A 3,090-nucleotide genomic window follows, 5' to 3' on the forward strand; every position below is an offset into this window, starting at 1 on the left:
TGGCGCGTGGCAACGTGCGCCCGATCTCGATGCGCTGCTGCGGCGCGACGCGGCACGCATGCCGGATTTCCGGCCCGAAGCGATCGTGCTGCACGGCTGGGGCGATGCGAACGCGCGCGTCGAGATTGCCGGTACGACCGCCGGCCTGCCGAGTACGGCGGTGTTCGAGCGACATCTGTACCGCGCGGCAAACGGGCAATGGCTCGCGGATGCCACGTCGCGCGGCCGCGGCTTCTGGCTGCGTGCGTTCATCGCGGTGCAGCCGCTGCACTTCGCTCAATACGGCTGGGTGGGTGCGATGGGCGGCGTGCTGCGCGTCGTGCATTTCCTGATGGGGCTCGCTGCGTGTGCGCTGTGTGCAACGGGGCTGCATCTGTGGATCGAGCGGCGGCGCACGCAGCAGGATCGTTCCGCGAACGTGCTGGCCGCGGTCGCCGTCGGCACATGCGGCGGGCTCGTGCTCGCGGGCGGCGTACTGCTGTTCGCAGGGCGTGCGTTACCCGATGGCGTGCACGTCGACCACGTACTCGCGATGCTGTTCTGGGCCGTGTGGGGCGGCACGGTCGCGCTCGCGGCCTGTGTGGCCGATCGTGCGGCCTGGCTGCGTAGGCTGATGCGCGCGGCCGGCGCAGCGTACGGGCTGGCCGGCGTGACGCACTGCGCGATCGCGCTGCTCGGTACAGGCGAACCCGTGTACTGGCCGATCGACGCGGCACTCGTCGCATTCGGCGCGTTGCTGGTGCGTGCCGCGCGCCGTCCGCGTCGCGACGCGATGCAGACCGCGCGCGTGCCGGCCGGCGCCGAACCTTTTTAATTTCATGCAACTGGAGACTTCGATGCGCGATCTGCTCGAACATCGCCGCCTGGTCATCACGATCACGCTGCTTTACCTGTCACAGGGAATCCCGATCGGCATTGCGATGGACGCGATGCCGACCCTGCTGCGCCATGATGGCGCGCCGCTTCACGCACTGGCGTTCCTGCCGCTCGTCGGCTTGCCGTGGGTCGTGAAATTCCTGTGGGCGCCCGTCGTCGACAACCGCTGGTCGCCGCGCATCGGCCGGCGGCGCAGCTGGATGCTGCCGATGCAGACGCTCGTCGTGCTGTGCCTCGGCAGCCTCGCGCAGATCGGCATGACGGTCGCGACGGCCGGATGGGCGGTCGGTCTGCTGGCTGTCGCATCGCTCGCGAGCGCGACGCAGGACATCGCGAACGACGGGATGGCCGCCGAGCACTTCAGCGGCGACACGCTCGCGAAGATCAACGCGATCCAGATCGCGGGCGTGATGATCGGCTTCTTCGGCGGTGGCGCCGGCACGTTGACGCTGATTGGCCTGTTCGGCCAGCGCGTGGCGTTTCTCGCGCTGGCCGCCGTGCCGCTCGCAAGCCTGGGCTGCGTGCTGTGGGTGTTGCCGCGCGATGCGGACCGCGCACGTGTGCAAGCTGAACACAATGCGAGCCTCGTGCGCTTCGCGAAGCGGCCGCGCTCGTGGTCGCTGCTGTCGCTCGCGCTGCTGTCGGCGATGACGGCCGTATCGGGCTTCGGCCTGTCGAAGCTGTTTCTCAACGACGCGGGCTGGACGCTCGACGCGATCGGGAAACTCGGGATGGCCGGCGGCATCGTGACGGTCGTGCTCGGTTGCGGCGGCGGCGCGTGGCTCGTCAGGCGTCTCGGGTTGTGGCCTGCGTTTACGGCCGGCGTGAGCTGTGCGGGCGCGGCCGCGCTGCTGTGGTTCGCGCAGGCGAGCGGGTGGCTGCCGGTGTCGTCGTCGTGGGCGTGGCTGTGCACGGTGCTCGGTTCGCTGGCGACCGGGATCACGTCGGTGTCGATCATGACGGCCGGCATGCGCTTCGCGGGCGGCAGCGACCAGGCCGGCACCGACGTGACGGCCGTGCAGAGCACGCGCGATCTCGGCGAGCTGATCGCGTCGTCGACGATTTTGTCGCTCACTGCGAAGGTGGGGTATACGGGCGGGTTCCTGGCCGGTGTGGCGCTGGCGGTGCTGGCCGCGTTGATCGCGATGCGGTTGCGGCGGCGCGAGGCGGCGTATGCGGTGAAGGGGGATGATGTGCTGGCGTCGTGAGTGACGTGGCGTACACGTACGCTTCCGGCTGTCCGGACGGCAGTCGGGAGCGCGCGCGAATTCGCAGCAGCGTGGTGCCTGGTTGCAGCCTGATGTGGGAATCGGAAACAGCGGTGCGCGATTGCGCGGGATGATCGTCGATCGTTGCCGGAATGCGTTTGTCGCATGTCGCGCAACGATGAGAGAAGAAATCCTGGTGCCGACGGCGAGACTCGAACTCGCACAGCTTTCGCCACTACCCCCTCAAGATAGCGTGTCTACCAATTTCACCACGTCGGCACTGCAAGGGGCGCAATTCTAGCGTGACGTTGCGCGTTTGTGAAGGGGGTGTGACACATTGAAGGGATTCACGCAGGCGATCCCGGTAGAATTCGGGCGATCGACCCGACGATCGTCGCAACCGCCACCCGTTTTCTCCGCGTGACAAACACCCTCGAACAACTGAAGGCCGGGCAGCTCGCCGGCGCACGGCAACTCAAGCTCGCATGCGGGTTGACGGCATTCCCGCGCGAGATCTTCGATCTTGCCGACACGCTCGAAGTGCTCGACCTGACCGGCAATGCGCTGTCCGCGTTGCCGGACGACCTGCCGCGGCTGCATCGCCTGCGCATCCTGTTCGCGTCCGGCAACCGCTTCACCGCCTTCCCCGACGTGCTCGGCGCGTGCGGGCAGCTCGACATGATCGGCTTCAAGGCGAACCGGATTCAGACGGTGCCGAGCGGGTCGCTGCCGCGCGCGCTGCGCTGGCTGATCCTCACCGACAACGCCATCGACGAACTGCCGGCCGACATCGGCGATTGCTCGCGGCTGCAGAAGCTGATGCTTGCCGGCAACCGGTTGCGCGCGCTGCCCGCGGAAATGGCCGCATGCCGCGCGCTCGAACTGGTGCGACTGTCCGCGAACCGGCTGGACGCGCTGCCCGACTGGCTGCTGCGCCTGCCGCGTCTCGCGTGGCTCGCTGCCGCAGGCAACCCGTTCGGCGCCGCGCCGGAAGCCGCGGCGTCTG

General features: G+C 68.5%; 3 protein-coding genes and 1 tRNA gene. 3 read left to right on the forward strand and 1 reads right to left on the reverse strand.

The genetic code is table 11. The features are described 5' to 3' along the window. Both G3N99_RS37440 and G3N99_RS37445 read left to right on the forward strand, forming a co-directional pair. Positions 1-814: PepSY-associated TM helix domain-containing protein (locus G3N99_RS37440; RefSeq protein WP_206124882.1), on the forward strand; the 814-nt coding region annotated here is incomplete at its 5' end. A 22-nt stretch (positions 815-836) separates the two neighbouring features. Then, positions 837-2,084, forward strand: coding sequence for a RhtX/FptX family siderophore transporter (locus G3N99_RS37445; protein ID WP_206124883.1), 1,248 nt, complete (start codon positions 837-839; stop codon positions 2,082-2,084). Between the two features lie 194 nt (positions 2,085-2,278). Here the strand turns inward: G3N99_RS37445 and G3N99_RS37450 are convergent. Beyond that, positions 2,279-2,363 (reverse strand) — tRNA-Leu (locus G3N99_RS37450). Between the two features lie 141 nt (positions 2,364-2,504). Here G3N99_RS37450 and G3N99_RS37455 point away from each other — a divergent pair. Beyond that, on the forward strand, positions 2,505-3,090 hold a 586-nt coding region (locus tag G3N99_RS37455), incomplete at its 3' end, for a leucine-rich repeat domain-containing protein (protein ID WP_206124884.1).

It is taken from the genome of Burkholderia sp. Ac-20392 (assembly GCF_017104585.1).
GTDB classification, from domain to species: Bacteria; Pseudomonadota; Gammaproteobacteria; order Burkholderiales; family Burkholderiaceae; genus Burkholderia; species Burkholderia lata.

Bases quoted from the DNA above. Each gene is read 5' to 3' on its own strand.
- G3N99_RS37445 (WP_206124883.1), top strand. From the start codon at position 837: ATGCGCGATCTGCTCGAACATCGCCGCCTGGTCATCACGATCACGCTG.